Raw genomic sequence first — 25,442 nt, 5'->3', positions numbered from 1 at the left:
GGTGCGGCGAGTGGGGGCACCTCCCACGCCGTTGAGGCAGTGGGGGAGCGTGCATGGCGTCGCGCGGCAGACGCGAATTGTCAGACAGGCCCTAGGTCCGGTGTCAGCGCGCAGGCGAACGAGGCGAGCGTGAAGACGGTGACGCCGGTGAGGAACACCGGCCGTTGTCCGATCCGGTCGCCTATGCGGCTCGCGACGACGAGGAGGGCCGCGAGGGCGATGGCGTAGGTGTTGAGCACCCAGGACGAGGAGCCCAGCGTGGCCGCCCGGCGGAGGAGGAGGCGAAGGACGAGCCCATGGCGGGCAGCGCCACGTTGACGATCCACAGATCGAGGTTGGTCATGAAGACCGCCAGGAGGATGACGGTCGACGCCAAGCAGTGTTTTGAAAACCAAACCGATGGGCTCATGGAACTAGCGAAGCGCGACGCGTTTTGAGATTCGAACCACAACGGACGTGGGAGTCTCGGCATTGCCCAAGCTTTGACAATCAAAGTCCACGCGCGATACTCGGATCATGACCACACGACGCACCGACCCGTACCAGGTCCCCGGCCGCCCCTGCTCGATCGCCGCCGCCCTGCAGGTGGTGGGCGACCGCTGGTCGCTGCTCGCCGTGCGCGAGGTCACGTTCGGCAACCACCGCTTCCGCCAGATCGCCAAGAACACCGGCGCTCCCACCGATCGCCTTTCCGCCCGGCTCAAGAGCCTGGTCGCCGACGGCATCCTGGAGCGCCGTCCGCTGCCCGACGAGCCGCGCCACGACGGCTACTACCTCACCGAGGCCGGCCGCGACCTGCTCGGCGTCATCCGCGAACTGCTGCGCTGGGGGGACCGCTGGCTGACGCCCTCCCCGCCGATGAAGCTACGGCACCACGACCACGACTTCACCCCCCGTCCGATCTGCGCCCACTGCGGCGAGCCGGTCACCGAGGATGAGGTGCACGCAGAAGTGACCGCGGAGGGCTGGACGCTGACGGGGCCGGGCGCGGGCTCATCCGGCCACGCGGGCGAGCGGCAGGCGTGAGGGGTCAGGTTTCGCGTGCCCGGTCGCGAGCGGGGGCCTCGCGCGGGCGGCGGGCGTCGCCCTCTGGGATCCCCAGCGCTTGCAGCGTCCGCCGAGGCTCTGTCGAGTTCTTCCTGTGAGTAGGACGCCTTTGGACATGAGGGTTGTCGGACCTGCGACGGCCCCCTGACCGCCGGGGCTCACGTGCGGGAACGTACGGCCCTTGGCGACGGGGCGCGGAGGGGGTGACGGAGGAGTCCGCAGAGGGGGCCTGTCCGGTCCGGTCAAGGGGCTGCTCGGGCTCGTCTGCGGTGCTCGCCACAGGGTGCTCCTGGAAGGTGGGGCGGGCCCTGCCGCCGTTCACCGCCTACAGATGAGGTCTTCGGCTCTCGTGTGACGCCGGTCTTGAAGAACCTCTCCACCGTGACCGCATCGTGATCAATCTGAAGAGGACAGAGCTCTCCCGCGTCGGCGCCGGGCTCTGTCCACAGGGCAGCACGCCCAGCATCAGGTTCGAGGCCGCCGCGATCAGCCGGGCGGCCCATACGTTGAGGAACCGTACATGCCCGACACCACGCCGCTGGCCCGCCGATGACCCCGCATGAAGCCATCAGCGCCTTCAGCTACCTCCGGGCCGTCCAGGCCAACGACGTCGACGCCGCCCGCGAATTCGCCGGCGCCGAACCGCGGATGCCCGAACTGCTCGTCGACGCGGCGACGCGGATCGTCGTCCCGGTCACCGCGCTGCCCGGCCCAGCCGCAGGCGAGCCATGTGCGGACACTTCGCCCTGGAGGCGTTGGGGCGCGTCTTCGTGACCTCGCCGCGGAGCTGGGCGCAGGCTGGGCCGGACACGGCTGAGGGCACCGCCCACGCCGTCATCGACTTCGCGCAGCAGTTCCTCCGGAGGCGTAACCCTGCCCCACGGCTCGGACCTTCCATCCCTCACCGCGGCGGTATAGCTCCGCGAGGACCACGACCGTTTCCCCCGCCTCGAAGTCCGGTGCGGTGAGGCGGCGCCTGGCTGCAGCGGGTCAGCACTCACCACAACAACTGCCCGGTGTACGTCTGCGAGTAATCGTCAAGAATCGTGGACCGGTGGGCGGAGGTGAGGGTGTGGGTGCTCTCGTTCTTCGGAGACGGACCTGAAGCAGCAGCTCGTCGAGCGGTTCCACGAGGTCAACGGTGATCATCCGATGACCGATGCCGATGACGAGTATGTCAGCGCGCAGTTCGTTGTCCTGGAGGAACTGTGCGCAGTCCACGGTCGCGACGTCGATGCGGTCCGTCGGCTGATACTGGAGCAGCGTCTGCCGCTTCCGGGAGCCGAGTTCCGGAAGCCGCTCTACGCGCCTCCGCCGCTGCTCCAGCGGATGATGGAGGCGGGACTGTTCGGCAGGAAGACCGGCCGGGGGTTCCACACCTACGACCAGGTCTGATGGTTTGGTGGGACACGGGGCTGAGGGGCTCGCGCCGCCGCAGGGGTGAGGGTCCCCGCGCGGCGTGACGGGGGAGGGGCGGGAAGCACGTGTCCGGCAGGCTTCCCGCCCTGTGGCCGGCCCGGCGCGATGTGGTCCGCCTCACCGTCCAGATGACGGACGTCCTGCTCCCTAGTCCGACGGTGGCCCCGTAGGCTGGCCGGTGCAGTAGGTTCGCCCCGTCCGCCAGGCGGGATGCGTCGCAAGAGGGAACCCGGCGAAAATCCGGGACTGCCCCGCAGCGGTGAGCGGGAACGACCGCCGTCATACGCACTGGGCCCGAGAAGGGCCTGGGAAGCGACGGCCTGGTAGATGCCGCCCTCCTCGGTGGTCACGCTCCGGCCCTCGGGATCGAGGATCTGCTCGGCGAAGCCGCGGGCGTGACCGTACTGCCCTGGTCGAGCTGAAAGGCGCCCTGCGCGTGCCATGCTTCGGGCGGCGTGGCAGCTGCTGAGCAGGTCCGCTGCGAGTGCGGCACGCGCGGGAGGCGGCCGTGCGTCACTGGGTTCTCAGACGCGTTCTCCGACGACGCGGCCGCCCCTGTGCCGATGCCGCTGCCGCCGAATCGGCACTCGGGACCCGGCGGCGAGGCCGGGGCGGACGGGCCGGTTGCGCGCACCCGGACGGCCCGGGGCCGGGGGTAGCGGGCCGGGCGGCGTGCGGGACGGCGGCGCACCCCGCATCCCGCGCAGTCTGCGCAGCCGGGACCGGCCCTTTGGTCCCGGCGTAGTCGGCTGACGAAACAGCCGCACATAATCAGGCCACCGATTCGGTTCAGTGTGCGTGTGCAGGCGAGGGGTACTCCGCCGCTGTGTGCGTTGCAGGGGCGTCGCGGCCGGTCCCCGAGTCCGGTCGCAACGCCTCTGCCGGGACGCCCGGGCCGGTATGCCTGTTGAGCAGCCGCATGAAGGCCCTCACCTGTTCAAGCACCCAGCATCAACCCCGGCGACTCGCTCCAGACGATGCAACCTCGCGAAGCTTGGTCCGGGGCCAGGTCAGAGCGGTGTCGTATGTGCCCGTGTGTCAGTTCTGCAAGTGCCAGCGCTGGTTCGTGCCGCCCGCGCAGGTCCACAGCTGGATCTTCGTCGCGTTGGCGGTCCCCTGGCCGTTGGCATCCAGGCAGAGCCCCGAGCGCAGCGCTGTGATCGTGCCGTCGGGATTGATGTTCCATTGCTGGTCTGTCTGTCCGTTGCAGTCCCAGATCGCCGCCGGGGTGCCGTTGGCCGCTGTCTGGCCGGCGCCCAGGCATTTGTTGCCGTAGACGACCAGTTGCTTTCCGGAGGTGTAGGTCCACCTTTGGTTGGCGCCACCGTTGCAGTCCCACAGTTGTGCCTGTGTGCCGTTGGCCGTGGTGGAGTTGTTGATGTCGAGGCAGCGCCCTGACTGCTCGCCGACGATCTCATGGTTGCCGGTGGACGGCGGCGGATTCGAGTCGAACTGTGTGAAGAACTGCCACACCGCTGCCGATGTCCAGGTGCGCCAGCCGTCACCGGTGGAACCGTCTATGGGGCCGGGGTCGTGGCCCGCTCCGTCGAACGCGGCCCAGACGACGGGGTATCCCGAGCGGCAGCCGGAGTAGGCGGTGACGATGTGCGTCAGGCTGCCGTAGGCGGGCTCGGGCGGGTTCTGCGGGGTGCAGCCGTTGTTCCGGACGAAGGTGTCGCGCAGTCCCCGTCCCGACGCGATGGGCAGCACGTTGTCCCTGATGCCGTGCAGGCCCATGTAGGCGATGGGCTGAGTACCGCTGTCGCATCCGCTGAGGTTCGCGCCGGAGTAGACCGCGACCGCGCGGAAGACCGTGGGCCGGGAGCAGGCGAGGGCATACGACATCGCACCGCCGTAGCTGAAGCCGGCGGAGAACAACTGCGTGGTGTCCACGCACAGGCCTGCTTCGAGCTGGCTGACCATGGCGTCGACGAAGGCCACGTCCTGGCCGCCTGGGTTGGCCCAGCCGTTGCCGTTGCCCTGGGGGGCGACGAAGATGGTGCTGTTGTTCGCGTCGGCCAGGCGCCGCAGGCCGTAGTAGGACCAGTTGTACCCGTCCGTTCCACCTGAGTCGACGTCGTCGGCCGTGCCGCCCCGCCAGTGGAAACCGAAGATCAGCCGGTAGGGGTGGTTGTAGTCGTAGCCGGCGGGGACCCGCAGGAGGTAACTGCGGGTCTGGCCGCCGCTCTGGATCGTGTGGGTGCCGCTCGTCAGCGCCGGAGCCTTGCCACAGCCGGCGGTCGCCCTGACGGTGCCGGTGGTGGCCGGCGCGGTCGCTGCGCGGGCGCTGCCGGACGAGATGCCCGCGGCCGACAGGACGAGGAGTATCGCAGCCGCGATCGACATCAAGAGTGGTGTGCGTTTCATACACTCCTTCTTCCGTGGGTGAGGAGGTGCAGGGGACGCCGTGGCCGGCGTTTCAGGTGCCGGTGATGGTCCATTCGTTGTTGGTGCTGGAGTTCGGCGTCCACATCACCGTGGTGGAGCCGACCGTGGTGCTGCCACTGCCGTCGAGTGCGGTGCCGGTTCCGCGGTTGATGATCTGGTAGCGGTTGCCGCCGAGGCTGTTGAGCGACCACTGCTGGTTGTCGCCGCCGTTCCACGCCGCCTGGCGGGCGGGAGCGCCGTTGGCGGAGTCGCCCCAGCTGTCGGCGGCCATGCCGTTGGCGCGGTTCATGATGCGGTGGTAGCCGTTGCCGAGGTCGATCAGCTGCCACTGCAGGTTGACGCTTCCGTCGTAGTTCCACTGCTTGAGGTTGGAGCCGGAGGCCACATTGCCCCCGCTGTCGAGTACCAGCCCGCTGGTCACGTTGGCGATCCGCACCCAGGTGGTCGAGCCGCCCGGCCCGCTCAGTGGGGGGATCCGGCCGGAGAAGGTGAGCTTGACCGTGTAGGCCAGGGCGCTGAACGGCGGGTTGGCCGAGGGCATGGTGAGGTGCAGGCTGGAGGCGTCCTGGACCGGTGCGGGCAGGTCGGTGTAACTGCCGGCGGCGTTGTTCAGCAGTCGGGCGCTCGTCAGGGTGCTGAGGTTGAACTGGTTGGAGTTCAGGGTCGTGATGGTCATGGTGCCGCCCTGCCAGCCCAGCGCGGTGGCGTAGAGGATCTTGTCGTCCTGGCTGCGGGTGAACCGGATGTCCTTGGCGGTGCCGGCCACCGGTCCGCTGAACGAGCCCCCGCCCATCTTGGTGGGGCCCTCGCCGTAGCTGGTCCAGGAGCGGGTGGAGTAGACCGCCTCCCCGAAGCGGCCGAGCCAGTCGCCCATGCCGAGCAGGATGGACTGCTGTCCGGAGGGGATGGCGCCGGCGGCCGTCGGTGCGATGTTCAGCAGCATGGTGCCGCCCTTGCTGACCCGGTCGATCAGCGAGTGGAGCAGTGCCTGCGTCGAGTAGTAGCCGATGCCCGTCGTGTAGCACCAGCTGGAGGAGGAGATGCTGTCGTCGGTCAGCCAGTAGGGGGTGAGCAGCCCGGCCGGGCCGCCGCGTTCAAAGTCGTAGACCTCGCCCTTGGCGTCGAGGCCGTCCTTGTAGGTCGCGACCACGTCCTTGTTCCAGGAGACGGCCTGGTTGTAGTAGTGCGCGAGGAACTGGAGGCGGTAGGACTCCTGCACCAGGCCCAGGTCGAAGTCCTGCCAGATCAGGTCGGGCTGGTAGCCGTCGATGACCTCGACCAGCTTGTCGAACCAGAGTTTGTTCTCCGCTGCCGAGCCCTGCTGGCCGTAGAGCACGCGCAGCGACGCGTCCGACTGGGACGGCACGTGGTCGTAGTAGCCGTTGAAGTGGTACGCGTGGTGCAGCGAGGCCATGAATTTCAGCCCCTGCCCGCGGATGGATTGCGCGTGCAGTCCCACGAGGTCGAGTCGGGGGCCGTGCTGGACCGAGTTCCACGGGTTGACGCGGCTGTTCCACATGGAGAAGCCGTCGTGGTGTTCGGCGACCGGGCCGGCGAACCTGGCGCCCGCGGACCTGAACAGCCGGGCCCAGGCGTCCGGATCGAATTCCCCACCCCTGGAGGCCAGTTCGGGCGCGAACCGCACGTAGTTGCCGGACTTGTCGCGGGCACCGTCGATGAAGTTGTGGTACGGCCATACCGAAGGGTCGCCGTAGGTGGCGATGTGGTGCATGTTCTCGTTCGAGCCCCCGATGTACATGTTGCGCGGGTACCACTCGTTTCCGAACGCGGGAACGCTGAAGACTCCCCAGTGGTAGTAGATGCCGAACTTGGCGTCCTGGAACCAGGCCGGGGCCGGGGGGTGCTGGTCCACGGACGGCCAGCTCGCGGTGTAGCTGCCGGGACCGTCGGTCGCGGCGGCCTCGGGAGCGAACCGCAGCAGGCCGAAGGCCGTGGCCGCGCCGGCCGCCGCCAGCAGTCGACGGCGGCTGACCGGCAGGGAGGAGGAAGACATGTGGAGGCCTCTCGGGGGGTGGTCGACTGGGGTGGTGCGGGAGCCGGTGGTCGTCGGCCGGTCACCGGATCAGTCGCGCGTCCACTGCTGGTTCCTGTTGCCGTTGCAGGTCCGCGTCTTGCCGGACGACGTGGCGGCCGACGGTACCGAGCAGGTGGACTGGGACGACCGGTAGCCGCAGGGGTAGTGCGTGCCGATGGCGCTCACCGCGGAGGCGAACGCCGGGTCGGAGTCGATGTCGTTCGCCACGGACCAGTCGGAGTCGGCCGCGACGATCCTGACGTTGCCGTAGCCGTGGCTGTCGAGCGCGCTGCGCAGTTGTTCGTACCAGGCGACGTTGTAGCCCCGCTCGTTCCACCCGCCGAGGTAGTCGATGGTCAGCCCGTGCTGCTTGGCGCAGGATCTGGCCGCGCTGGGGCTCGGGATAGTCGATCAGGAGTCTGCTGTTGCCGCCCCCGCCGCTGATGGCGCCGACGCCGTCGAAGGTACGGCCGCCGGATGCGCCGTTGATCGTGAGGGAGGTGGCGGCCTGGGCCGGGGCGGCGGTCGTGGCGACGATGCCGCCGGCGGTCAGGAGCAGGCCCGCGAGCACTGCGGTCAGGACGCGCAGGCGCCGGAACAACCGGCTGAAGGCTGACACGGTGGATTCCTTTCACAGGTGGGAGGTGTCCCCGTGCGGGAGGGCAGGAGCCGTGTCACGGGGCCCGATGACTGTGCGGTCGCCCGTCACCGGCCGGCTGCGGGCCGCCACTGCTCCGGATCGGCACTCCGGGCCGGGTCCGGGGTGACGCAGCACGCCCGGTCGCCGTGCATCGCGTGGGTGTGTGGCCTCGCCCGCACCGGCCGCCGTGCATCGCGTAGGTGTGTCCCCTCGCCCACACCGGCCGACGGTCTGCGTGCCGACGCCTTCTCGTCCTCATCCGGTCCTCCTGTGCGGTCCGTCGCTGCGGCTTGTGTGAGGGGCGGGACGGTCCCGCGCGTGGGCGGTGCGGTGACGCGCCGGGGCGGTGGTCGCGTGCCGCCCCGGCCGGCTGCCGCGGATCCTTCAAGGGGTCAGTTCAGCGACCACTTCTGGTTGGACTGGCCGTTGCAGGTCCACAGCTGGACGGGGGTGCCGTTGGCGGTGGCGGCGCCGGTCACGTCCAGGCACAGGCCCGACTGGGCACTGGTGACAGTGCCGTCCGCGTTGACGTTCCACTGCTGGTTGGACTGGCCGTTGCAGGACCAGGTGATGACCTTGGTACCGGGACTGGTGCCCTGACCGGAGGCGTCCAGGCACAGGCGGCTGCTGCCGGAGTACACGGTGAGCTCCCGGGCGCTGGTCTGGGACCAGGTCTGGTTCGCCGCGCCGGTGCAGTCCCGGATCTGGGTCTGCGTCCCCGCCGTCGTCGACGAACCCGGCACCTCCAGGCACCTGCCCGCACCCACGGCGTGCAGCGCGCCCGTCTTGGTGTCGCCGCCCGTCCCGTAGCCGGCCGCGGTGATGGCGGCCTGCACGGCGTTCTCGGTGGCGTCGGAGGGGTAGCCCGCCGTCATCGCGCCCTCGAAGAACTCGCCCGAGCCCGAGACACTGTTGTCGCCGCCGGTGCCGAGCAGCACCGAACTGTCGAGCTTCATCGGCGAGTAGCCGTTCGGCAGCGGGCCGGAGAACGTGGTGGTGAGGCCGCCGCCGGCGCCGTTGCCGTATTTGAGGGTGAAATTGCTCGTGCCGTTGTTCTTCAGCCACGCGCTGACGAACGGGTAGTGCACACCGGCGTTGTTGGGATCCTTGTTGGAGCCGGTGTTGGTGTGGTACATCCCGTTCTCCAGGTCGGCCTCGACCCACGGACCGCTGCCGGTGCACCCGCCGAACCAGCAGGCGTTGCCCCAGTAGATGGCGTTCATGGTGGCGTTGCCCGTGTCGGTGTGGGAGTTCTCGCCGCTGCCGTAGTCGAAGCAGCACCACTGGTTGGTGTAGTCCGACGACGTCACCATGTAGATGCCCTCGGGCTGGGAACCGGTGGCCACGCCGTTCGCGTGGTCGATCCGGTAGCCGACACCGGGCTTGACCTTGACACCGAAGACCTGGTGACCGCCCGCGGTCACCGGCAGGGCCATGGCGTCGGCCCCGACGTCGGCTCCGTTGGGACCGGGCCCCTTCCAGTAGCCGCCCCAGGAGATCGGCAGGTCGTTGTGCTTGGAGGTCTGGTCGTAGATCTTCGTGATCGTGCACGACGTGCCCGAGCAGAAGGAGACCTGCGACGCCCCGTCGGCGTAGCCGCCCGCGCCCAGCACTCCGATGTCGCGGTAGCTGTGATCGGAGGACCTCTGGATCTGGTACAGCGGCCCGTTGTACGACGCGAGGAGCGCCCTGGTGGTGGAGTGCGCCGTCACGCACGGCGTACCGCCCGCTGCGTAGATGTCACACGGCAGCGACCCGTCGGCCGCGATGGCTTTCGCCGAGTGGGCGGCCGGGCGGGCGGTGGTGGCCGTGCCGGTCGGTAAGGACGCGGCGAACGCCGTTGTGCCGAACGCGGCCACGAGCATCGCCAGGACGACGAGGAGCGCGGCTTTCCCTCGCCTCCGCCGGCGGTCGACGGCTGATCCGGTCATGAGACCTCCTATGTGAGGGTGCCGCCCCACGGCGGCGCCGTAGCTGTCTGTGGTCGGTGCGGAGGCGCCCGGTTGTCCGCGGCCGGCAGACACGCGGCAGGCTGACCGGTCGGGGCTCGGCCGCGGCGTGAAGGGGGGACTCATGCCGGCGTCCACCGCTGGCTGCTGCCGCCGTTGCAGGTCGACAGTTGGACGAGGCTTCCGCCGGAGCCGACCCCTCCGGTGACGTCCAGGCACAGGCCGGACTCGACGCCGGTGATCGTGCCGTCCGCGTTCAGCGTCCACTGCTGATTGGTCTGGCCGTTGCAGGTCCAGATCTCCACCTTCGTCCCCGGTGTGGTCTGGTGGTGGCGCGATCCGGGACGTCCAGGCCCTTGCTTCCGTACCCGGTCAACCGGTCGCCGCCCCGCTCCCCGGCGGCACACCGCACCGGAAGGGCCTGGTGCGGGCGCGGAACGGTGCCTGGTTCTGACGGGCAGGTACTCCCCAAAAATCTGACGAGGCCATGACATATACATGGTGCGACATGCCCCTTACGGCTCGGCCACCGCGGTGGCGACGGAGATGCACTGACAAGCGGAGCAATTCCGATCTCTGTTCGATATATCGAACTACTGTCGGAGTATCGGGCACCGTGGATAATAGGGAACCGGTGAACGGCGTCAATACCTGCAACATGAATCGGCAATCACAGCGAAACGTTCGCGGCACCCGTGAAGGCACAACGCCGTAGACACACCCGACTAAACCACCTGGCAGAGCTGTGCACATGGGCACCCCTCGGCAGAGGAGCGGCGCCACTCCCGGAGGGCGTGGCCACAGCCGGTCGCCCCTCCGGCACCCGCGCCCTACCCTGGATTTACGAAGAGCATCCGAAATTTCGAGACATCAGCGGCTGCGGATCGAGCGCGGGCCGGGACGACCGAGGCCGAATAGACGGACCTGGTGAATGCTGCGGGGTGATCTCAGCCCGTGGCAGCGAGACGCGCTCGAGGTCGGCCTGCAGTACCGCTCCGGCCGGACCGTGGAACGCGCCCGCGGTGTGCGCCGTAGCCTCACCACCAGCTCACCGCCGAAAGTGGTGCGCGACTTCTATGAACGCCTGCACGGCGTCTACCTGTAGGGAGGGTGACCACGCATGAGGGTGGGGATCACCGGGCACCGCGGACTGAGCACGCAGGTCGAGGAGCAGGTGCGGACTCTCCTGGCCGACCAGGTCAGCCAGTACGACACGGCCGAACTCGTCGGCGTCTCGTGCATCGCCGACGGACCCGACTCCTGGTTCGCCGAAACCGTCCTGCACCACGGCGGCCGACTTGAGGTCGTCATCCCGGCCACCGAGTACCGCCAGGGCCTGCCCGACTGGCACCACCCCGTCTACGACCGGCTCCTCTCCCGCGCGGCCGACGTCCACCACACCGGCATCACCGCGTCGACCTCCAAAGCCCATCAGGCCGGATCCGAAATCCTCGTCGGCCTGGTGGACGAGCTGATCGCCGTATGGGACGGGAAACCGGCACGGGGATACGGGGGCACCGCGGACGTGGTGGCGTACGCGGAACAAACCGGCGTCCCGGTGCGGGTGCTGTGGCCCGCAGGAGCCAGCCGGTGAAGTAGTTCGTTCTCCAGTGCTCTTGTGCCGTGCCCCCATGGTCCTCGATGTTGGCCTCACGCCGTGGCGCGCCGGTGACTCACGGCCCGGTTGAGAGGGGAACGCAGTTGTCGAAGGCTCGGGTACGGCTCAGTGGCGGCTCTGCCTGGCAGACGGACTTCCGACGCCTGCCGCAGGGCCGGCGTTCGCCGGTCCATGAGCGCGATCGGCTCCAGCTCGGACCACGCACTCGCCGAGTCCTTCAACGCGACGTTCAAACGTGAGGCGCTCCAGCCGAAAGACAGGGATCCTACGGCGGTTGCCGAGGCAGATGCGGCGAACTGGAAGTCAGCGCGCGAAGGTAGGGGCAGAATGCAGAGTATCGGTGCTCTGGGGAGGGACTGGATGCGCGTTGAGGTTCGGGTGGGCGAGGATGAAGCGGAGCTGCGCTCTTTGTGCCGGTGGCTGAGCACGGACGACGAACTGCGCTCCGCCCGCATCGGTCTGCCCAGCACGGCCACCGCACCAGGCGAGATGGGCTCTGCCCTGGACATCGTCGAAGTCGTCTTGAACAACGCCTGGTCAGCTGCGTCGCTGGTCGTGGCTGTGGCAGCGTGGCGGCAGTCGCGTCCGCATGCCGGCCGCACCACGCTGCGCGTGGCGCAGACGGAAGTCGAAGTCACCGGTGACGATGAGGAGCAGGTGCGGCGCGTTGTCGCCGCCTTGCGCGCGGCCGCGGAGGACAGCGAACCCCCTACGCCCGCTCCGGGTGCGATCGAGGACATGAGCACGTAGGCAGCCATGGTGCGGATGCCAAGCCCTGGCAGGAGCCGTGCCGTCCTGATCGGTGTCAGCAACTATCGCGAGCGCGAGTTGTCCGATCTGCCGCACGTGGAGCGCAATCTGGCGGACCTGGAACACCTGCTGACCAGCCCGCGGTCGTGGAGCCTGCCCGACGAGCACTGCCAAACCCTCTTTGACCCGACCAGCCGTGAGCAGGTCATGGCCGCGGTGGAGCAGGCCGCAGCGGAGGCCACAGACACGCTTTTGGTCTACTACGCGGGCCACGGCCAGATCGATCGACACCAGGAAAGGCTCTTCCTCACCCTCCCCCACAGCCAGGCTCACAAGGCGTGGAGCGGGATCCTGTACGAGGATCTGCGCCACGCCGTCGAAGGGACCCGCGCTGATCGCCGGATCGTCATCCTGGACTGCTGTTATGCCGGCCGCGCGACCGTGATGGGAGACGACATCGACCTTGCCGAACAGGCTACGGTCGAAGGGACTTGTGTGCTGGCAGCGTCCCCGCCGACGAAGAAGGCCATGTTCTATCCAGCAGAGCGCAACACCGCCTTCACCGGCGAGTTGCTCCAGATCCTCAATCATGGCGTTCCAGACGGACCGCAACTGCTGGACGTGAGAACGGCGTTCGAGCACGCACACCGCAATCTGGTCCAACGCGGGCGCCCCAGACCTCGCTTGATCGCACAGAATTCGGCTGGTGGGGTGCCCCTCGCCTTCAATGCACAGTATTCAGCACCTGTCGGTCTCCTGCAGCAGTCCGAACAGGCACCCATGCAGACCGCGCGAGGTGAACACGATGACACAGCGCGTTTCGCCAAGCGCTCCGGCGGCTGCGCAATGCTCCTTCTGGTACTCGTCCTCTTCGCCCTGGTTGGCACAGTCTGGGGCATCGCTGCCAGCGATCCCCTGCTGATGTACAAGGTCGGCAGGGGGAGCGTGGTCCTCGAAGATCAGGTCCCTGACTGGGCGGTGGCCTATAGCGTCCTTCCGGCCATGGGAATTGGCTGGCTGGGATATCGACGTCTGGTCGCCCCGTACAACCTGGAAGTGTCGGCCGAGGGCATCCAGGTGCGGCGCGGACCGGAGGAACGGCACGTTGCCCGCTATCACTGGCACCGCATTCTCGAGGCCAAGGTCTTGTGGGCGCCGGTGTGGCCTCACCGACGTGGCCGTTTTCTGCTCAGGCTCCGGCTGAGAGAGGGGACGCCCTCGACACTTCCCTGGTTGTCCCGGCATACCTGGCGCCGACGCAACCAAGACAGCATCTGCGTCGCTGATCTCGGCCGTCTGGACACCACGCCCTATGAGGTCGACCAGGCACTCAAGCGCTTTGCCGGCGACGGTGTCTGGACGCAGACGGACGCCGCGCAGCAGGCCGGATACACCGCGACACGTCTGGCTGAGCCCCGCGCTGTGCAAGGCCGTACGACGCGCCGAGTGCACGTGATCGCGGTCAGCGTCGCATGCATGGCGTTTGCCTGCAGTCCTGCCGCGGTGGTCCTTGGCGCTACGTCTCCTCACCGCTACGACTGGGCGTTCGTATCCCTGGGTCTGTGGACCCTCCTTCTCCTCACCCTGGGAGTGCTCCCAGTGCTGCTCCTTTGGCACCGGGGTAGGCTGACCATCGGCGCGGATGGCATCACTTACGAAAGCAAGGATCGCGCACGCCACTGGTCTTGGGAGCAGATAGACCGCGTAGGGGTCATGTCGTGGCGGCGCGCCACCCTGGCGAACGGGGCGCTGTTCCTCAGGCTCCGTGACGGGAAACCGCCGGCGCGTCCCGCCACACGCCTCGGCGTTCTGCTGGCACGCGCCGAGGATCGCCTCCACGGCGTCCTCGTGTGCGACCTCGTCTCTCTGGGCGTCTCCCGCAAAGAGATCGAGGCAGCCGTCCAACGGTACGCTCCTCACGCTTGGGATCCCCGTCCCCGCCCAGAACACGGAATCGTTCAGGACGACGATCACGAAGCCCACTACAAGGGCAGCTTCTTCGGGCTGGGCACCGCTGTCGCAGTGATGACCGGCGTGATTTCAACGGCGATCCTATACAGTCACGCAGCATCTGCCTTCTCACTTGAAACCGCTGAATCCGCAGCTGGATCGTGGCTCCAACTTCTGGCTGTCTGCACGGAATTCCTCGTCCTGATGGCTGTTTTTAGGCTTTCCCGTACCCCCTTCACCGTCCAGATTGATGATGAGGCCCTCACCCTTAGCACTCGTACGTACCGAAGGGCCATCCCCTGGGAGCACATCCAGCAGGTGAATCGTCTAACCTCGACCACCAGCAAGAGAGCCCACGACGAATTCGTCGTGTGGCTGCGTCGTGACGTTGCCGCCCAATACCGAGGCCTGTGGCGACTTGGGGCGCACCTCACCGGTGCCCAACTGCGGATCGTCACCCTTCGATCCAACACGGGCGCGCTGGGCGTCTCCGCGGAGCGCCTGGATGCGGCAATGCGCAGATTCGCCAAAGAGCGCTTTGCAGCCGCCGCGTCGCCGCTCCACGACCGTGTCCCGCCCGCTTGACGGGAGCGGCACCGCACAACTACAGGCAGCCGGGTCCCGATGGCGAGGCCGCCTTCACTGGTCTTGCCTATCCGTGGCTGCCGCATTGGCGTCGACGGCGAGTTGTTCACCGCGCCCACGTAGGGGCGGGATCACCCGCTGTGGCGCACATGCGGACCATGACCTCGGACATTTGGCGTCGGTCTCGTCGGCCCCGGGCGAAGGCGAGGACGCTGCGCCGGGTGGGCAGCCGGTCGGCCAGCGCCAGGGATCGGCGCAGGGTGCACTCGCCCCTGCACCTTCTCCGAGGCCTCGCGTCGGCGGCGTCAGTGGTGTGGGACTCGTTGTCGGGCAGGTCGGTGAGCTTGGCGTGTACTTCATCGGCGGATCGCGCCAGTGTGACCAGCTCATCGGGGGTTCCCTGCCATGGCATGGACCGCGAACACGGCTGCAGCCGCCCTCGTGATGGTGTCACCACCCTGCCCGTCCGGCACGTTCTCGTGCAGCTATCGGTGTGCAGCCGTGCTCGCGAGCCCTCAGGCGGCGCAGCATGCGGGGGTCCTCGAAGCCGACCGCGCGGGCGGCGGCGTCGACCGTGGCGCCGTGGGTGATGAGGTGTTCGGCGCGTTCGAGACGGAGGGTTTGCTGATCGGTATTCGGGGGCCGCCGCGACAAGCTGACCGGCGCGATGCGCTCCTCCGCTGCACGAGTGCGTTCTCACCACCACGCCACCCGCCGGATGACCTACTCCGACGGTGTCCCTGCGGAGGGTGTCCGGGGGGCTCTCAGGCGTCGGGGTCGACTTCGGGGTGGGTGAACCGCACGGGCCGGCCGAGCGACCGGGCGTAGGCGATCTCGGCCCTGGTGCTGTCACCGATGTAGTCGCCGACCACGAGTACCTCATCGGCCAGCAAGATCTTCGACCGGTGCAGCTCGTCGAGTCGAACCTTGAGCGCCTCAGCCTCGACAGGATCGGACCAGAGCTCGTGCGGCGACTTCAGGTCGCAACCGGGCTTGACGACAATCCGTCCGGCCTTGGTCTCCCGCACATCGGCCTCAGCCATCTCGGCCATGAAACGAGTGGAGCCGCACATCGCAACAATTCGAGGGAATCCGAGCAGCTTCTTCGCCTCGGCGAGCTTCTCTGCGGGGCTGATCACTTGCGGCGACGACACTGGTTCCTCCTGGTGGTGCGGCCCGAAGGGATGCCTGCGGAGACGAGAACGAAGGCGTCCGAGATCATCCTCGGGTGGACGACGTGGACACCCGCGCGCCCGCACTCTATGCGACGAGAGCCCCCTATCTGTTGCCGCGGCACCCGCCGGCCGGCCCTACGCCCCGCCTGCGCGATGCCGAACCGGCCCTTCTCGCCCGCCATGGAAGACCGGCGTCGGTTACCGCGTTCGTCGCCTCGATCAGCCGAGTCACGCGGCGAGGAGCCGCGGTGTCGGCTTGGTGGGCCGGTTCCCCGCCAGCAGCTGGGGCGGTGCCGGATCGGACCCGGGTACTGCGACACCTCGAACGAGGGAGGCGCAAGCCGATGACCGCATTGACGGAGCGTTGTACGGCGATCTTGCGGCTCCTGTGCACCCGGCGCGGCCCGCCGCAGCTCGGTGAGCACCTGGCGGCGACGGTCCACGCCCGCGTCCTGATGATCCCGACCGCCTGCCGCCCGCCCATCATCTAACCGCTATCGCTGTGCGCTTCGACGAGGAGACCATGTCCACCCCATCTCAGCAGCCCGCCCCCCATTCCGTCGCCGCGCCTTCCACACCCGGCCGTACCGCGGAGGGGGACCAGATCATGGCGATCGCCGACACGCTGGTACTCGCGTACGGACTGCACCCGGCCGAGACAACGCGCATCCCGGAGGGCACCGCGACGGTCAACTACGCCGTCGTGGCCCAGGCGGGCCGGCGGCACTTCGCCAAGGTCTACCGCACGCGAGAGCACCTGGATCCGGAGCGGACGTCGGTCGAACTGTCCGAGTACTGCGCCGACGGAGGTGTCGCGACCGCGCGGGCGACCCGCACGCGCAAGCACGAACTCATCGCGACCCACGGCCGCCTGCCGATGTCCCTGTGGTCCTACGTGCCGCACACCGCGACGGCCGAAGGCGGGCTGAGGGGTGCACGGTGGGCAGCCGCCGGCACAGGGATGGGCCGTCTCCACGCCCGGCTCGCCGCTCACCCCGCCGTCGCGCCCACCCCAGAACCTGGTGCCGCAGTGTGCGACGTGGCCGCCTCACGGGACCGCTTCGAGCGCCTGATCCATGCGTACGAGCACAGGCCCAGGCTCGGGGAATTCGAGGCGTGGGCGCTGCAGGCGGCGCGCGAGCGACAAGCCATCCTGGGGGACGTCGAGCGCACCCTCGCTTCGCTTCCCCAGCTGACCGTCCAGATCCTGCACGGCGACACCGCCGGCCCCGACGTTCTGTTCAAGGACAACGAGGTGGCCGCGATCGTGGACTTTCGACCGCCCGCACCCGGGTACCTCGCCTGGGAGATCGCGCGTCTCGGCTGTGACCCCAAGAGCGTGCTGGACAACAGTGCGGAGAGCCGGCTCACCGGATACACCGATCTCACCCTGGCCTGCCGGGACGCCAACCCGAAGGCGTCCGCGGACGACCTCGCGTCCTCACTTCGTGTCGGCCGTGCAGCCATGCTCTGCTCGGCCTTTCCACTGTCGGTACCAGTGGGAAGGTCGCACATCGTCGACGCCGCAATGGAGGCCTACGGGCGGGTGCGGCACGAGGCAGCTCTGATGCTGCTGGACCGGCTACCTGTCATCGAAGAGGCCCTACGTGACGCTCTTCACTGAGTTCAGGGCCCCTCAAGGCCGGCGTAACTCACCCAAGCCCCGAGGGCCCCACGCCTGCACCGGAACTCGGCCCAGCTCTCAGGCACTCCGGGAGGCACCCGGCACCCGCCCCTTCGCCACCTCCGACAACCGTCTCACCTGGGGCAACCCCATGCCCATGTGCGTCAACCGCTGCGGCTCGCCCGTCAGCGGTCTCAGGGCGCCACGGGAGGCGGGCGGGCATCCCGCTGACCTCACGGCCTCAACGACCGAGCATCGGCGTTTCGGCCAACCGTCCTCGAGCCGCGTGTCCTTGTGCGGCAAGGGTCGGTGCACCTCACACCTTCGGAAACCCGCTGAATCACAGGGTGCGCAACCCGTCTGAAAGGAACAGGTGCTCGAAATCGTGCGGCGTCGTTGAGCACGTCGACGCCACCACCACGTCCACGAAGGGGGAATACATTGACGCTGGTCGAACCAGGCAGCGACAAGAGCGGGAGCGGTCCGAAGGCCGCAGGCGCGGACAACATCTCGGACGCCGAGCGGGAGCTGTACGGGGGCCGACTGCGCTACGACCAGTCCTACGTGCGCCACGAAGGCCCGCTCACCCGGCTGGGCTTCGGGCACATGGCGGCCGCGCTCCCCCGGATGGTGGGCATGGTGCTGCGCACCGGCTGGCAGGCGGACCGGCGGGCGCTCGCCGGTCTCGTGGCGGCGCAGCTCGGGCAGGGAGTGACGGCCGGGTGGGGGCTGGTGGCGGTCAACAGCGTGCTCACGCAGCTGTTCGCCGACGGTCCGACCGCGGACAAGCTCCGCGAGGCGCTGCCGGCGCTGGCGGTGCTCGCGGTCGCGGCGGTGGCGGCAGCAGTGCTGACGGCGTGGTCGACGGCGATGTCGGGCCGGCTGGAGCCGCAGGTGGAGCGGGCGGTCTCCGCCCGGTACTACACGGCCGTCACCGGTGTGGAAGTCGAGGCGACCGAGCGGCCTGAAGTCCAGCGGATCCTGGAGGCGGGGAAGTTCGGCACCGACTCCGCCCGCAGCATGCTGCGGCTGTCGGTGGGCGTGGGCAATGTGGTGATCGGCATGGCGGCGGCCGCGGTCGTCCTCGCGTCGCTGCACTGGACCTTGCTGCCGATGCTGCTGGCGATCGCACTGCCCAAGGGCTGGGGAGCGGTCCGCTCGGCGCGCCGTGACTATCTCTCGCGTTTGAACTGGGTCGACCACCGCCGGGCGATCGCCTCGCTGCTGGCCTACCTGACCCGCCCGCATGCCGCCGGGGAGATCCGCGTGCACGCCGCCGGCACGAAGCTGCTGTCCAGCTATGAGGAGATGTCGCAGCAGACGGAGGCGGAGCAGCGGCGCCTGGCCCGGGCGCAGGCCTCGACAGATCTGGTCGCGGGAGCGTTCGCCGGGGCGGCGTCGCTGGCCTGCTACGGGGTGCTGTGGTGGCTGCTGTCGACCGGTCGTCTGCCGCTCGCGGTCGGCGGGACCGCGGTGATCGCCATCCGTACGTCGACGGCGCGGCTTACGTCGCTGGTACAGCAGGTCAACCGGCTGTACGAAGAACTGCTGTTCCTCACCGACACCGAGGACGCCATCAAGATCGCCGGGGAGAACGCCATCCCGAGCTCCGGGAAGCCGTTGCCCGCCCCGGTGCGGGAGGTGCGGACAGAGGCGGTGTCGTTCACCTATCCGGGAGCGGACTCCCCGGCCCTGAAGTGCGTGAGTGTGCGGGTTCCCCGGGGGAAGGTGACGGCCCTGGTGGGGGCGAACGGCTCTGGGAAGACCACGCTCACGAAGGTGCTGTCCGGGCTGCTGCTTCCCACGGAAGGAAGCGTGTGGTGGGAGGGCGGGTCGGGCGATCGGGTTGAGCTCCGTGAGGCTGACCGTGCCCAGGTGTTCGCCGCGGTCGGGGTGCTGGCGCAGGACTTCCCGCGCTGGGAGATGACGGCGGCCGCGAACGTGGCCATCGGTGCCGGCGACCGCCCCCGGGACATGGACCGTGTGCGCCAGGCCGCCGAGGAGGCGGGCGTGCTCGACCTGGTCGAGGGCCTGCCGCACGGCTGGGACTCGATCGTCTTCAAGGGCTACGAGCGCGGTGTCCAGCTCTCGGGCGGGCAGTGGCAGAAGCTCGGCTCCGCCCGAACAAGGTATCGACAGGCGCCGTTTCTGCTGGTCGACGAGCCGACCAGCGCGCTCGACCCGCATGCCGAGATCGCCTCGTTCCAGGGGCTGTGGTCCCTGGCCGAGCAGGGGCACGCGGTCGTCCTCGTCACCCACCGGCTCGCCGCGACCATGAACGCCGACCACATCTACGTCCTCGATCAGGGGCGCGTCGTCGAGGAAGGCACGCACGAGGACCTGATGGCTCGCGCGGGCGGCCTGTATCAGGGGATGTTCACCGCCCAGGCCGCCCAGTACGGGCTCGCGCCGGGGACCGACAGGCTTCCCGGCCCCCGTGGTGTCCAGCCGTCCGGCCACGAGGCGGCGAGCTGACCTTCAGCTGCGCAACTTCCACCAGCCCGACCCCGAAGCACCCCGCCCCCTATGTCGAAGGCGAGACGACGCTCATGCCACCCAGCTCCTCCTCGATCCGCAAGACCGTCGGGACGTACCTCAGCCGCCACCCCGGCGAGCGCGGCGCCCTGGCCGGCCTGCTCGCCGCGCTGGACCGTCCCGTCGACGTGACCGTCCGGACGACGCTGCCCGGGCACGTCACGTGCAGCGCCGTCGTGATCGACCGCCGGTGCCGGGTCCTGCACATCCGGCACCGGGCCACTGGTCGCATGCTCACCCCCGGCGGCCACATCGAGCCCGAGGACCGCACGCTGCTCGCCGCAGCGCTGCGCGAGATGGCGGAGGAGACCGGGATCCCGCCCGGAGCCCTGTGCCTGACCCGGCAGACGCTCGGCTCCCCGGTCGACATCGACGTCCACCCCATCGACGCCAACCCCGCCAAGGGCGAACCGGCCCACGAGCACTACGACGTCCGCTACGCGTTCTACCTCGCCGAGGAGGAGCCGCCGGCCGTCACCTTGCAGGACGAGGAGGTGTCCGGCGCCGAGTGGCTCGCCATGTCGGAGGTCACCTCGCCGACACTGCGCGCGAAACTCCTCGATGCGGGGTTGGACGGACAGCCGGAACCAGTGAACGCCTCCGCGATCATCCACGACGGCCACGGCCGGTATCTGCTGCATCTGCGGGACGCCAACAAGCCGTGGATCTGGGAGCCCGGGTGCTGGTCGCTGCTCGGCGGCGGCCGGGAGCCGCAGGACCGTACCCTGCTCGACACGGTCCGTCGGGAGTTGCGCGAGGAGGCCGGACTGGCGGTCGCGGACCTGGAGCCGTACGCGGTCGAGCACGTCACCGGCATCGACGGAACCAGGGTGCCGATCCAGCTGTTCACCGGCCTCTGGAACGGCGACCCGGCCCTTTTGCCCCTCACCGAGGGCGTGATGCTCGCCTGGGTGCGGCCCGAGAAGTTCCCGCACATGACGATGCTGCCCTCGACACGGGAACTGCTGGAGCAGCACGCCGTCGATCACCCCCTGCCCGCCGGCGGTCCGACGGCGCCCGCAGGGACCGCGGGGTCGGAGGCGCCGTCCGGGACCGTGCTGAACGTGGTCGGTGTCCACCTCTACCTGGAGCGGGACGGCCATGTCCTGCTGGGCCTACGGCATCCGGACTCGGCGTACGCGGGCGGTTCCTGGCATGTGCTGGCGGGCCACTGCGAGGCGGAGGCCGCGAGTGCCTGCCTCGTGAGGGAGGCGGATGAAGAGGCGGGACTTGTTCTCGAACCGGCCGACGTCGAGCTCGTCCACACCGTGCACATGCGTGAACGGCCCACGGACCCACCCCGGGTCCAGCTCTTCTTCCGTGCCCGCCGCTGGGTGGGTGAGCCGACGCTGCGGGAGCCCGACAAGTGCGTGTCCTGGCGGTGGTGGAACGTCAAGGACTTGCCCGAGCCGACCGTCGACTACACCCGAGCGGCCATCGAGGGCATCCAGGCCGGCCGTGCCTACACGGAACTGGGATGGACGCGGTGACCGGATTCGACTCGGTGGGGGCCGCGTACGCCGCCCACTCCGACAGCGCGCGTGGCCGCCTGCGGCACGACCTGGTGGAACGCCGGCTTCTCGCCGAGCTCCCGGCCACGCCCGCCCGGATTCTGGACGTCGGCTGCGGGAACGGCGAGATGACGCTGCGCCTCGCCGCGGCCGGCCACCAGGTGACCGGCGGCGATCCGTCCGCCCGGATGCTGGCTGCCGCAGCCGGCCGTCTCGAGGCCCGGCCCGAGCTCGCCGACCGCGTCCGGCTGGTCGACGCACGCCTGGACTCCCTCCCCTTCGAGGGGGAGCTGTTCGACGCGGTGTGCTGCCACGGCGTGCTGATGTATCTGGACGAGCCCGACACCGCGGTCGCCCGTCTGGCAGGGCTCGTCGCACCGGGCGGTCTGCTGAGTATCCTCGCCAAGAACCGCCGGTCAATCGGTGCACGTGAGGCCCTGGCCGGCGACTACCAGGCCGCGCGCCGACTCATCGTGTCCGGAGCGGACCGGAGCATCGGCAATCTCGGCCGGGAAACCCGCGGTGACGACCCCGACGCCCTCGACAGGCTCGCGGCCGAGCACGGGCTGATTCCGCAGCCTTGGCAGGGCGTTCGGATCTTCAACGACCACTTCGACGACACCTGGGCTCCGGATCCGGCCGCATACGCGGCGGCACTGGAGCTGGAGTGGGCCGCGTCCTCGCGGAGCCCCTACCGGGACATGGGCCACCTCGTGCACACCCTGGCTCGCCGGCCGGAGCGGAGCCGATCGTGACCAGCACAGTCCATGACGCGGCCACAGAAGGCGCTGCCGCCCTTCCTCTGCGCACCAACCTCGTGCCCTCAGCACTGTTGTGGGTCTCGCCGGTCCGCCGCCTGACCACCATGCCGACTTCCACGAAGGACGCCGTTCATGCCTCTTGACCTCCATGAAGCGACGAGCCGTCGGCGCGCCGGCATGGTCGACCGGCTCACGGCGGACGGCGTACTGACCAATGTGCTGCTGCGCGACGCGCTGCTCCACGTGCGGCGCGAGGTCCTGCTCCCGCACGCCTACGTCCGGATCGGCGGCCCGGGTGCGGACCCGATCGACTGGCGCCTCCTCGACGGCTCCCACCCCGACGACGAGGAGGAGTGGCTCGACCTGATCCACAGCGACGAGTCGATCCTGCTCCAGCGCGACGGCGAACCCCTCGACGCACTCCCCCGCGGCCCGGTGACCGGCGGACACATGACGTCCATGTCCACCTACACCCCCGCCACCGTCGAAGCCCTCCAAGCCCTGGAACTCAGCCCCGGACACAGGTATCTGGAGCTCGGCCCCGGCCCCGGCGTCTCCCTGGCCCTCGCCGCCACCATCACCGGCCCCGGACTCGCCACCGGCGTGGAGCGGGACGGACGCATGACGGCATTCGTCCAGCGGAACCTGGACCGCCTCGGTGTCGGCGCGACCGTGGTCGAGGGCGACGCTCTCGAAGGGCACGAGCCGCGGGCACCGTACGACCGCATCCACTCGGGGATCGGCGTTCCCTGCGTCCCGGCGCCGTGGCTGGAACAGCTCGCACCCGGCGGACGGCTGCTGACCACGCTCGCAACCCGCACCCCGAGCTGGCCCGGGGACCTCCTGGTCACCCGTACCCCGGCCGGCACGGTCGAGGCGGTCCTTCAGGGCCGGCCGCGCGGGCACCGGCCCTTGCTCGGCTACCGGTGGCTCAACGCCCTGGACCACCGCGCCCGCATCAAAGCCGACCCCGGCAGGGCACGACCGACCCGGCTCGCCCCGCCGCCGGACGACGCCTACGGATTCTGGCTTGCCGCCGCATACCTCGCGCCCGGTCTGGTTCGGGACTTCCATGCCAAGACCATGACCATCGTCGCGCCCCACGACGACTCTTGGGCCGTCGCCGGCCCCGCCGAAGGGACTGTCCGCGTCTGCGGGCCGCGTGACGTGTGGGCCGAACTCGAGGCGCTCCACGCCCGCTGGGAGGAAGCCGACCGGCCGGAGTCGTACACCGTCGACCTCACCGCTGGCACCGGGGCCCAGACCGTCACGTCCGGCGCGAAGCCGAAGGCGCTGACCTGGACGCTACCGACCCTCACCGGCATTCCCCGGCCGAGGTCGTGACCTCGCCCGCGCGAAACACCCTTACCGCGCCCACCAGCCGCTCAGCGAACGGAGTACGGATGCCCCAGCATCACCACCCCCTTCCTCCCCAAGCCGACAGCTCCTCCGTGCCGGCCGGCTGGCCCGAGGACTTCCTCCGCCACCGCTCCGGCGACGGGTGCCCGATGTGTGCGAACGACTACGCCTCGGCCGACATCGGCTGGGGCTTGCTGCTTCGCCGCGGTGAGGTAGCCAACGCCTATCTGTGGCGCAGCGGGCGCGTCCGCGGCTACTGCGTGCTCATCCACCGCGGCGCCCCGCACGTCGCCGAGCCCACCGACCTGCCGGAAGCCGACGCCGCCGCCTGCTGGCGCGACACCCTCGCACTCGGCAAGGCTCTGACGGCCTTCTACGAGCCGGTGAAGCTGAACTACTCCACTCTCGGCAACGTCGTACCCCACCTGCACAGCCACATCTGCCCCCGGTACGCCGGTGACACCGATCCGTCCCCGGGCGGGCCGCTGCCGTGGGAGTTCCTCGCCGGCGGACGCCAGGACGAGGCGCGGTTGCTGGCCGACGCCGCCGCGCTGCGGTCCCTGTCGGGGGAGGCATGACCGGCGGCCAGCGGCACACCGAGCCGCTCGACGTCCACCTGATCGCCGTTCGCGACGGCGCGGCCGGGACCGAGGTGCTGCTGTCCCGGCGGGCCGGCGACGTGCGGCGGGATGCTGGCATCTGGTCAGCGGGCACTTGGACGGTCCGTGGGAAGACGTGGTCACGGCTCTGGTGCGCGAGACCCGGGAAGAGGCCGGCATCGTCGTCGACCCGGCCGACGTCCGCGCGGCCGTCACCGTGCACCACCGCTCCCCGGCCGGCGGCGCCCGCCTCGGGGTGTTTTTCGAGGTGAAGCGCTGGCAGGGCATCCCGGAGGTCATGGAACATCGGGTCTGCGACGCCATGGAGTGGTTCGCGCTCGACAACCTGCCGGAGCCAATGGTCGCGTACTGCCGGGCCGGACTGGACGCCTACCGGGTCGGCGCGCGGATGGCCGTGCACTTCCAGGAGCCAGGCGACCTGATTGCCTACGACCCGGACGCGGAACGTCGCGAACAGGTCGGCGACGTGGGCTTCGACGGTAGCGGCCGAGTCGGTCAGCCTGTCGGGCGGGGCCTTGTCGAGTGCGGTCATGTCCGCGCTGGTGAAGTACTGGTAGGCGTCGGGCGCAGGGTTTGGTACGAGTTCGACGTGCGGCGGTTGGCCGGTGGCCTCGCGATGTAGCCGGGCGCACCATTGGGTGAGGTCGGCGAAGGAGATGGCGCAGCCCGAGCCGAGGTTGTAGACCGCGGCGAGCGCCGGTTGTCGGGTGGTGGCGAGGCGCGCGAGGGTGGTGGTGAGGGTCTCGACGTGGATGTAGTCGCGGGCGGCGGTGAGGGAGTCGTCGAAGAGGCGGATGTGCCCGGTGCGCGCGGCTTGTTGCAGGAGTTGGGACAGGATCGAGGCCATGGGGCCCTTGTCGGTCTCGTCGGGGCCGAAGACGTTGGTGTAGCGCAGGGGCGATCCAGTCGAGGCCGGCCGTGTTGGTCCTGCCCCGTAGGTTGCGCGAGATCGTCCGGAAAGTGACGGTGTCGACAACGTTCGGGCTCATGGTTCTGGGCTGTGCGCGACGGCGCTGTGGCGCTGTCAGGGGAACGTTCCGCCGCTGTTCAGGGCAGGTACTCGATCAGCCGGTTGACCAGGTCGGCCGGGCGCGACAGCGCAACCAGGTGCCCGCCCGGCACCTGGTCGATGTCGATCCCGAGGCGGTCGCGCGTCACTCGGCGCTGGAACTCCAAGGGAAAGAAGCGGTCCCCGGCCGCGGCGAGCACGCGTGTGGTCACGTCTGGCCACCGCTCAATGTCACAAGGCTGGCTGAATGCGACGTTGGCCTCAGGCCGCTCGTGCGCCGCGCCGGTAGCGACGATCTCGTCCGGCACGTCGTGAAGAAAGTAGGTGGCCAGGTCGAACTCGGCGGTGTACCCGCCTGCTTCGGCTGCCGCGACGCGGGCCTCCGTCGATCCGGTGTTGTCCCACCACTGTCCTGGCGTCTCGCCCGGCAGGGGGACCATCGCGTTGACCAGCACCAGCAGATCCAC

General features: G+C 69.4%; 19 protein-coding genes, 8 pseudogenes and 1 riboswitch. Of the genes and pseudogenes, 15 read left to right on the top strand and 12 right to left on the bottom strand.

Features of this window, described 5'->3' with window-relative positions:
- Positions 1–80 precede the first annotated feature (80 nt).
- Positions 81–326, bottom strand: coding sequence for a hypothetical protein (locus tag AB0947_RS40830; RefSeq protein ID WP_366755437.1), 246 nt, complete (start codon positions 324–326; stop codon positions 81–83).
- A 190-nt stretch (positions 327–516) separates the two neighbouring features.
- On the opposite strand from AB0947_RS40830, the gene AB0947_RS40825 reads away from it, so the two are divergent.
- Together AB0947_RS40825 and AB0947_RS40820 are read left to right on the top strand one after the other, a co-directional pair.
- Positions 517–1,026, top strand: coding sequence for a helix-turn-helix domain-containing protein (locus AB0947_RS40825; protein ID WP_366755436.1), 510 nt, complete (start codon positions 517–519; stop codon positions 1,024–1,026).
- A gap of 570 nt (positions 1,027–1,596) precedes the next feature.
- Positions 1,597–1,821: a hypothetical protein gene (locus AB0947_RS40820; protein ID WP_366755435.1), complete on the top strand. Its 225-nt coding sequence runs from the start codon at positions 1,597–1,599 to the stop codon at positions 1,819–1,821.
- Between the two features lie 84 nt (positions 1,822–1,905).
- Here the strand turns inward: AB0947_RS40820 and AB0947_RS40815 are convergent.
- Positions 1,906–1,995 (bottom strand): annotated as a pseudogene (locus AB0947_RS40815) (TerD family protein); the annotation flags it as partial.
- Positions 1,996–2,331: 336 nt separating this feature from the next.
- Here AB0947_RS40815 and AB0947_RS40810 point away from each other — a divergent pair.
- Positions 2,332–2,442, top strand: a pseudogene (locus tag AB0947_RS40810) (3-hydroxyacyl-CoA dehydrogenase family protein); the annotation flags it as partial.
- Between the two features lie 243 nt (positions 2,443–2,685).
- Positions 2,686–2,842: riboswitch (cobalamin riboswitch) on the top strand.
- Positions 2,843–3,504: 662 nt separating this feature from the next.
- Here the strand turns inward: AB0947_RS40810 and AB0947_RS40805 are convergent.
- The 6 genes and pseudogenes from AB0947_RS40805 to AB0947_RS40780 all read right to left on the bottom strand — a co-directional run.
- Positions 3,505–4,812 carry a ricin-type beta-trefoil lectin domain protein gene (locus tag AB0947_RS40805; protein WP_366755441.1) on the bottom strand — a complete coding sequence of 436 codons (1,308 nt, stop codon included), beginning with the start codon at positions 4,810–4,812 and terminating at the stop codon, positions 3,505–3,507.
- Positions 4,813–4,885: 73 nt separating this feature from the next.
- Positions 4,886–6,868: an alpha-L-fucosidase gene (locus tag AB0947_RS40800; RefSeq protein ID WP_366755434.1), complete on the bottom strand. Its 1,983-nt coding sequence runs from the start codon at positions 6,866–6,868 to the stop codon at positions 4,886–4,888.
- A 69-nt stretch (positions 6,869–6,937) separates the two neighbouring features.
- Positions 6,938–7,243, bottom strand: a complete 306-nt coding sequence (locus tag AB0947_RS40795; protein WP_366755440.1) for a hypothetical protein — start codon at positions 7,241–7,243, stop codon at positions 6,938–6,940.
- A gap of 60 nt (positions 7,244–7,303) precedes the next feature.
- Positions 7,304–7,460, bottom strand: a pseudogene (locus AB0947_RS40790) (hypothetical protein); the annotation flags it as partial.
- A gap of 461 nt (positions 7,461–7,921) precedes the next feature.
- The gene (locus tag AB0947_RS40785) at positions 7,922–9,460 is read right to left on the bottom strand and encodes an arabinofuranosidase catalytic domain-containing protein (RefSeq protein WP_366755433.1); all 1,539 of its coding nucleotides are present in this window, start codon (positions 9,458–9,460) and stop codon (positions 7,922–7,924) included.
- A gap of 140 nt (positions 9,461–9,600) precedes the next feature.
- A pseudogene (locus AB0947_RS40780) lies at positions 9,601–9,810 on the bottom strand (ricin-type beta-trefoil lectin domain protein); the annotation flags it as partial.
- 599 nt (positions 9,811–10,409) lie between these two features.
- Between AB0947_RS40780 and AB0947_RS40775 the strand changes: the two are divergent.
- The 5 genes and pseudogenes from AB0947_RS40775 (at position 10,410) to AB0947_RS40755 (ending at position 14,381) form a co-directional block, all read left to right on the top strand.
- Positions 10,410–10,583 carry a hypothetical protein gene (locus tag AB0947_RS40775; protein ID WP_366755432.1) on the top strand — a complete coding sequence of 58 codons (174 nt, stop codon included), beginning with the start codon at positions 10,410–10,412 and terminating at the stop codon, positions 10,581–10,583.
- A gap of 15 nt (positions 10,584–10,598) precedes the next feature.
- Positions 10,599–11,072 carry a hypothetical protein gene (locus AB0947_RS40770; protein ID WP_366755431.1) on the top strand — a complete coding sequence of 158 codons (474 nt, stop codon included), beginning with the start codon at positions 10,599–10,601 and terminating at the stop codon, positions 11,070–11,072.
- Positions 11,073–11,240: 168 nt separating this feature from the next.
- Positions 11,241–11,345: pseudogene (locus tag AB0947_RS40765) on the top strand (transposase); the annotation flags it as partial.
- 78 nt (positions 11,346–11,423) lie between these two features.
- On the top strand, positions 11,424–11,846 hold the full coding sequence (locus AB0947_RS40760) for a hypothetical protein (protein WP_366755439.1): 423 nt from the start codon (positions 11,424–11,426) through the stop codon (positions 11,844–11,846).
- A gap of 6 nt (positions 11,847–11,852) precedes the next feature.
- Positions 11,853–14,381: a caspase family protein gene (locus tag AB0947_RS40755; RefSeq protein WP_366755430.1), complete on the top strand. Its 2,529-nt coding sequence runs from the start codon at positions 11,853–11,855 to the stop codon at positions 14,379–14,381.
- A gap of 450 nt (positions 14,382–14,831) precedes the next feature.
- On the opposite strand, the pseudogene AB0947_RS40750 reads toward AB0947_RS40755, so the two are convergent.
- Positions 14,832–15,008 (bottom strand): annotated as a pseudogene (locus tag AB0947_RS40750) (helix-turn-helix domain-containing protein); the annotation flags it as partial.
- A gap of 137 nt (positions 15,009–15,145) precedes the next feature.
- The gene (locus tag AB0947_RS40745; RefSeq protein WP_366755429.1) at positions 15,146–15,535 is read right to left on the bottom strand and encodes a hypothetical protein; all 390 of its coding nucleotides are present in this window, start codon (positions 15,533–15,535) and stop codon (positions 15,146–15,148) included.
- Between the two features lie 544 nt (positions 15,536–16,079).
- Here AB0947_RS40745 and AB0947_RS40740 point away from each other — a divergent pair.
- The 7 genes from AB0947_RS40740 (at position 16,080) to AB0947_RS40710 (ending at position 24,588) form a co-directional block, all read left to right on the top strand.
- Positions 16,080–17,180: a phosphotransferase gene (locus AB0947_RS40740; RefSeq protein ID WP_366755428.1), complete on the top strand. Its 1,101-nt coding sequence runs from the start codon at positions 16,080–16,082 to the stop codon at positions 17,178–17,180.
- Positions 17,181–17,627: 447 nt separating this feature from the next.
- Positions 17,628–19,655, top strand: coding sequence for an ABC transporter ATP-binding protein (locus AB0947_RS40735; RefSeq protein WP_366755438.1), 2,028 nt, complete (start codon positions 17,628–17,630; stop codon positions 19,653–19,655).
- Positions 19,656–19,729: 74 nt separating this feature from the next.
- Positions 19,730–21,205: an NUDIX domain-containing protein gene (locus tag AB0947_RS40730; protein WP_366755427.1), complete on the top strand. Its 1,476-nt coding sequence runs from the start codon at positions 19,730–19,732 to the stop codon at positions 21,203–21,205.
- Entirely contained in the window at positions 21,193–21,981 is a 789-nt protein-coding gene (locus AB0947_RS40725) for a class I SAM-dependent methyltransferase (RefSeq protein WP_366755426.1), read from the top strand. The genes AB0947_RS40730 and AB0947_RS40725 overlap by 13 nt, the downstream gene beginning before the upstream one ends.
- A 138-nt stretch (positions 21,982–22,119) precedes the next feature.
- The gene (locus AB0947_RS40720; protein WP_366755425.1) at positions 22,120–23,331 is read left to right on the top strand and encodes a methyltransferase; all 1,212 of its coding nucleotides are present in this window, start codon (positions 22,120–22,122) and stop codon (positions 23,329–23,331) included.
- A gap of 59 nt (positions 23,332–23,390) precedes the next feature.
- Positions 23,391–23,924: an HIT domain-containing protein gene (locus AB0947_RS40715; protein WP_366755424.1), complete on the top strand. Its 534-nt coding sequence runs from the start codon at positions 23,391–23,393 to the stop codon at positions 23,922–23,924.
- Positions 23,925–24,081: 157 nt separating this feature from the next.
- Positions 24,082–24,588 (top strand): NUDIX domain-containing protein, encoded by a 507-nt coding sequence (locus AB0947_RS40710; RefSeq protein ID WP_366755423.1) that lies wholly within the window; start codon positions 24,082–24,084, stop codon positions 24,586–24,588.
- A 60-nt stretch (positions 24,589–24,648) separates the two neighbouring features.
- Here AB0947_RS40710 and AB0947_RS40705 read toward each other — a convergent pair.
- A pseudogene (locus tag AB0947_RS40705) lies at positions 24,649–24,942 on the bottom strand (NAD-dependent epimerase/dehydratase family protein); the annotation flags it as partial.
- Between the two features lie 71 nt (positions 24,943–25,013).
- A pseudogene (locus AB0947_RS40700) lies at positions 25,014–25,442 on the bottom strand (alpha/beta hydrolase); the annotation flags it as partial.

The sequence above is a fragment of the Streptomyces sp. NPDC047841 genome (assembly GCF_040704085.1).
Taxonomy (GTDB): domain Bacteria; phylum Actinomycetota; class Actinomycetes; order Streptomycetales; family Streptomycetaceae; genus Streptomyces; species Streptomyces argyrophylli.
Note: the sequence above shows the minus strand (reverse complement) of the source record. Positions and strands in the feature narration are given on the sequence as shown.